Source organism: Streptomyces sp. NPDC104309 (assembly GCF_055584025.1).
Window position 1 is genome coordinate 1 of sequence record NZ_JBVJMV010000114.1, and the last position, 5662, is coordinate 5662.

A 5662-nucleotide genomic window follows, 5' to 3' on the forward strand; every position below is an offset into this window, starting at 1 on the left:
AGGATGCCCACTATTCGGACCAGCCGACCGCGTCACCCAGATGATCTCCGACTACGAAAATCTTGCCAGAGCCACGTTCACGTGTACGCCGACAGGCGGCGGCGGAAGCGGGAGATCGAGCGGAAGTCCGGGGCCTGGCCGGCGGCCAGGAACCGGAACGCGATGTCGTCGACGCACTTGCGCTCGATCGCCTGCGAGGAGCGGATGCCGGTGGTGTAGCCGTAGATCAGCAGGCGCACCATCAGCCTGGGATCGTAGGGCGGGAAGCCGCGCTTCTCGGTGTAGTCGGCCCGGACCGGCCCCAGGTCCAGCACGTCGTCGACCAGGTCGGCGACGAACCGGGCCAAGTGCCCCTCGGGCAGCCAGTCGTCCAGCGACGGCAGCAGCAGCAGGACCTGGTGCGGGTCGAACGCCCTGAACCGCTTGTCCACCGCCGCCGGACGACCCTGCGGCCGCTTCATCTCGACCGGCTCGACCTCGAACAGCCCATCCCCACCATGCATACCGCCATCATTCCGTATGAATGATCACGAATCGAAGGCGGGTTGCCGGTTACTGACCCACGCTCCTAGCCCTGCCCTACCACAACGGCCGCACCGAAGGCGTCAACACCCGCACCAAGAGAATCATGAGACAAATGCACGGACGCGCCGGATTCGACCTCCTCCGCCACCGCATACTCCTGCCCTGACGTGCACCCAGCGTCACCACCGACTACGGGCCAGAGCCGAACGTCCTGCAGTCCCGGGTCACCCCGGGGCTGGGGAGCCACCGTGGCGCCCGCCGTCCCCGTGCCGCCCTGGATACCCCCTGTGCTCGCCGCGGAGCTATTTTCGAAAGTAGCATTGACATGCTACTAACGAGTTATTATAAACAAATCCAGCTGTGGCAGAACGGCCTGTCACCCCGACGGCGGGAGAGCTTCGTGATGACACGACGAGACGCGGTCTGCTCTAGTTGTCGGGGACTCGTCGAGGTGGTGGAGGTCGGACGACGGGGCACCAGTCCTCGAGCAGCTCACCCGGGCAGTGGGTGCGGAGGGTGCGACCGCGGCGGTGGACACGGTCGGCGGCGCGCTCACCCCGGTAATTCTCAACGCGATGGGAGTTCGTGGCCGGGTCTGCATGATCAGCATCCCGCCGCAGGCGGCGGTAGCCGGTGTCGACCTCCTCGCGTTCTATCGCAAGGAACTGCACCTCGTTGGTTTGCACACAGGCCGGATGACCGCGGCCGAAGCGGCAGGCGTCCTCCGGGAACTGGAGCCTGGATTCTCGGACGGGACGTTGCGTCCAGCCTCGGTGTTCGCGACTTATCCGCTGGAGCGGGCCGCCGATGCGTACACGGCAGTTGAGCAAGGGGCGCACGGCCGACCGGTTCTGCTGCCCCAGAAACCTTGAACGTTCCGTGTGGTCCTTCGCCATCGACCGGCTGTCAGAACCTTTCCTTCAGCGGCGATCGGCCGACGCCGGAACCCTGTTGCCCCTCTGCACACCAAACAACGGAAGCTGAACAATGCCGTCAAGATTGTTGCTCAAGAACGGATTCGTCCTGACCCTCGACCCGGCACTGGGCGATCTGCCCCGCGCTGACGTACTCGTCGAGGACGGGAAGATCGCTCAGATCGGTCCGGATCTCCCCGTGACAGACGCGGAAACTCTCGACGCCGCGGGAACTGTCGTCGTCCCGGGGTTCGTCGACACCCATCGGCACATGTGGGAGACCGTGCTGCGCGGCGTACTGCCGGCGTGCACGCTGGACGGATACCTCGCCCAGGTGATCGGTGCCATCGGCCCCGCCTACCGCCCCGAGGACATCCACACCGGGAACCTGCTCGGCGCGCTCGAGGCCCTCAACGCGGGCATCACCACGATCGTTGACTGGTCGCACTGCAACAACACGCCCGAGCACGCGGACGCCGGCATCACAGCGTTGCGCGCAGCCGGTATCCGTGCGATGTACGCCCACGGGACGCCGGCGGGTGGCGAATGGTGGGCCTACAGCGAACTCGGCCACCCAGCGGACGCCCGCCGTATCCGCGAGCAGTACTTCTCATCGGAGGACGACCTCCTTACCTTCGCCCTTGCCGTCCGCGGGCCAGGAGTGAGCCGCCCCGAGGTGTGCGTGCATGACTGGCGGCTTGCTCGCGAGCTGGAAGCCAGGATCTCCGTCCATGTCGGGATGCGGATCACGGGCGTGCACGGGGAGGCGATCGCCGAGCTCGACCGCGCAGGGTTGCTCGGCCCGGACACCACCTACGTCCACGCCACCACCAGTACCGACGACGAGCTCGCAATGATCAAACGCACCGGTGGTTCTGCCTCGGTCGCTCCGTACGTCGAGATGCTCATGGGGCACGGCCATCCACCGATCACGCGAATGCTGGAGCAAGGGGTGACGCCCTCGCTGAGCATCGACGTCGCCACCTCGGTCCCTGGCGATATGTTCACCCAGATGCGGACCGCGCTCGCCCAAGGCCGCATCTCCTCGTTCGGCGACGATGTCGATGTCGCATTCGCGCCGGCACTTACCCATGCGGACGTGCTCGGCTTCGCGACACGTGCCGGTGCCCAGGCCTGTGGACTGGCCGATCGCATCGGGACCCTGGCTCCCGGTAAGGACGCGGACATCGTCTTGATCCGGGCGGATGACATCAACACGATGCCCTTGGTCGACCCCGTCGCCACCGTGGTGACCAGTGCCGACACGGCCAATGTCGACACGGTGATCGTCCGCGGCGAGATCCGCAAGCGGGCCGGCAAGCTCGTCGGGGTCGACCTCGCCCGGCTCCGGGCCGACGCGGAGCGCTCCCGTGACCACGTGCTGCGTTCGAGCGGCATGACTCCGTCCTGGCTGCCGCAGAACTGAACGATTCTCTTTGCCAATCCACAACTTGGAGGACGCGACCGTGAAATTCGCAGTGGCACTACCACAGTCCAACCGCGTCGGGGACACTGCCGCGATCCGCGATGTCGCCCAGGCCGCCGAGGAACTCGGGTTCTGGGCCGTGTCGATGCAGGACCACATCGTCTTCGATGGCGTGTGGCTCGGCTGCGGTGCCGAGGACGACGAAGGCCGAAATGACCGTCGAACCGTGTTCGAGCAGCTCACCACGTTCGGCTACGTCGCCGGGATCACCTCCACGATCCGGCTGCTGACCAGCGTCATGCTGCTGCCGGTGCGTGAGACCATCCTTGCGGCCAAACAGATCGCCACGCTCGACCAGCTCTCCGGCGGGCGGATGCTCCTGGGAATCGGTGTCGGGCTGTCCGGCACCGACCGTGACCCGCAGGTCCTCGAAACGCTCTCCCGCAATGCCACGGTGGAGATGGCCGCGCTCGGCGTGGACGTGACAAAACGTGGCCGGCTCGCCGACGAGCAACTCGAGGCTCTCAGGCGCATTTGGACCGACGACAGCGCTTCCTACGATGGGGAGTTGGTCCACTTCAAGGAAATCGAGGTATTCCCCAAGCCGGCACAGGCCGGGGGACCGCCGATCCTGATCGCCGGTAACTCGCCCGCCGCATTGCGGCGTACGGCCCGGGGCGGCTACTGGTGGCTGCCCAACCACACCACCCCCGATGAGGTCGCCGGCGGCCTGGCCGCGCTCGCCGAATCGGGGCACCGGCCACCGGAGTGCGTACTCGACCTGTTCTGGCGCATGGATGGCACCACCGCGGCAGCGCGGGCGGCCTGCCGGGGCACCCTGGAGAACGCCTTCGGTGACCACCTGCCGGTCCGCAACCTGGTCGGCACACCGGACGAGATCGCCGCACGGTGCCGGGAGTATCGCGACGCCGGGGTCAGCATGATCGAGATGAAGCCGGTCTTCCGCTCGGTCAAGGAGCTCATCGGGATGATGGAGACCCTGATGACCGAGGTCGCGCCGACGGTTTGAGCAATCGTTTCCGCGGATCAGGAGGCAACGATACCTGCCGAAGAACTCAGATTCGAGCACCACCCGTTCCAGCGCATCGGACCGGATGTGCACCTCATCCAGGACGTACAGTTCGCGCTCGGCCAGCCCCTCTGCGTTCCCATCAACTCCGCCGTGCTGACCGGCCAGGAGCCCGTCATCATCGACACCGGCTCGCCTCGCAACCGCCAGCAGTGGCTCGACGACGTCTTCTCCATTGTGAGTCTGTGCGGTCGGCCCAGAGTGCGGTGACGGCATTGCTGCTGTTCCGTTTCTCTGGGCCGCCGACCCGAACCGGACGTGCGGTTGGGACGCATCCGGCTCTCCACGTGGCTTGCCCAGTGGTCAGCCGTTGTTGGCTGTCGGTTCGATGGTCCACGGAGTCGGGATCCGAGCTCCGCGGTAGCGGTAGCGTTCGATCATGACGCTGGATGCGCCGAGGAACACTGTGCCGCCGTCGGCGAACCTCCATCCCTGGTCACAGAATCCCTTCAACTGACTGCTGGGGATGCTGTGTTTGCGGCGGAGCCAGATCGCGACGCGGTGCCACGCGTGGTGGTCGACCGCGTTGAAGGTCCGCTTCGCCGCACCGTGACGGAAGTAGGTCGCCCATCCAGTCATTGTCCGGTTCAGGCCCTCCAGGAGGGTGGCCAGACTCTGATTCTGGGTGTGTCTGTAGGTCCGTTCCGAGACCCGGTCCTTGACGGCCTTGATGGCCTTCTTCGAGGGCCGGGTATAGACGACGAGCTTGTTCGTGCCGCGTTTCCGCTGGCGGCGGATGTGGTGGCCGAGAAAGTCGAAGCCGTCGTCGATGTGGACCACGCGGGTCTTCTCCGGTGAGAGCCGCAGTCCGAGCGGGGCCAGGACCTCGGCGACCTGCTCGCGCAGGGCCTCGGCCCGGTGGGCCGGGCCGCTGACGAGGACGACGAAGTCGTCCGCGTAGCGGACCAGGCGCCAGTTCCCGGTTCCGGTCTTGCGGCGCTTTTCTCGCTGGTACTTGTCGCCCATCTGCGCTTGCCACTGGGCGTGGAAGTGCTCGTCCAGTGCGGTCAGGGCGATGTTGGCCAGCAGTGGGGAGAGGATTCCGCCCTGGGGAGTTCCGGTGGGGGTGTCCTTGGTGATGCCGTGGTGCATGACCCCGGCCTTCAAGAACGCCTTCACCAGTGCCAGGACGCGCTTGTCGGAGATCCTGGCCCGAAGCCGGTCCATCAGGGCGGTGTGATCGATGTTGTCGAAACACGCCTCGATGTCGGCCTCCAGGACTACGGGGTAGCCCCGGCGGGCCAGATAGACGATCTCCGCAATGGCGTCGTGGGCTCGGCGGCCGGGCCGGAACCCGTAGGAGACCGGCAGGAAGTCGGCCTCGAAAACAGGTTCCAGGACTGCCTTGAGTGCGGCTTGCACGACCCGGTCCTTCACGGTCGGGATGCCAAGGGCGCGCATCTTCCCGTTGGACTTGGGGATCTGCGCGCGCCGCACCGGCGCGGGCCGGTAGGTCCGCGCCTTGAGCTCGTCCCTGATTTCCATCAGGAACGGCTGTACTCCCGGCCCGGATTCGATCGCGGCCACGGTCAGCCCGTCGATCCCGGCCGTCTTCGCTCCGGTGTTGCCCGCGACCCTGTTCCAGGCGTCGATCAGGCACCCCAGGTCGTAGAACACCGGTAGGCCGCTGGCGAGGTGCCGTGTTACCACGGTCCTGCTCCAGCGGCCCCCGGTCCGAACCACGCGGGCACCTTTCGGTGCACGTAG

5 protein-coding genes and 1 pseudogene are annotated in these 5662 nt (G+C 66.4%); 4 read left to right on the forward strand and 2 right to left on the reverse strand.

Features of this window, described 5'->3' with window-relative positions; all coding sequences use genetic code 11:
- Positions 1–95: 95 nt before the first annotated feature.
- A pseudogene (locus tag ACZ68L_RS46515) lies at positions 96–431 on the reverse strand (transposase); the annotation flags it as partial.
- A gap of 597 nt (positions 432–1028) precedes the next feature.
- Here ACZ68L_RS46515 and ACZ68L_RS46520 point away from each other — a divergent pair.
- The 4 genes from ACZ68L_RS46520 to ACZ68L_RS46535 all read left to right on the forward strand — a co-directional run bounded on the left by ACZ68L_RS46520 (position 1029) and on the right by ACZ68L_RS46535 (position 4165).
- On the forward strand, positions 1029–1397 hold the full coding sequence (locus ACZ68L_RS46520; protein ID WP_469590936.1) for a zinc-binding dehydrogenase: 369 nt from the start codon (positions 1029–1031) through the stop codon (positions 1395–1397).
- A gap of 115 nt (positions 1398–1512) precedes the next feature.
- Positions 1513–2865, forward strand: a complete 1353-nt coding sequence (locus tag ACZ68L_RS46525; RefSeq protein WP_469590938.1) for an amidohydrolase family protein — start codon at positions 1513–1515, stop codon at positions 2863–2865.
- A gap of 40 nt (positions 2866–2905) precedes the next feature.
- Complete coding sequence (locus ACZ68L_RS46530) at positions 2906–3895, forward strand: TIGR03619 family F420-dependent LLM class oxidoreductase (RefSeq protein WP_469590940.1); 990 nt, start codon at positions 2906–2908, stop codon at positions 3893–3895.
- Between the two features lie 87 nt (positions 3896–3982).
- On the forward strand, positions 3983–4165 hold the full coding sequence (locus ACZ68L_RS46535) for a hypothetical protein (RefSeq protein WP_469590942.1): 183 nt from the start codon (positions 3983–3985) through the stop codon (positions 4163–4165).
- 93 nt (positions 4166–4258) lie between these two features.
- Here ACZ68L_RS46535 and ltrA read toward each other — a convergent pair whose 3' ends face one another.
- Positions 4259–5605 carry a group II intron reverse transcriptase/maturase gene (ltrA, locus tag ACZ68L_RS46540; RefSeq protein WP_469590944.1) on the reverse strand — a complete coding sequence of 449 codons (1347 nt, stop codon included), beginning with the start codon at positions 5603–5605 and terminating at the stop codon, positions 4259–4261.
- Positions 5606–5662: the final 57 nt, after the last annotated feature.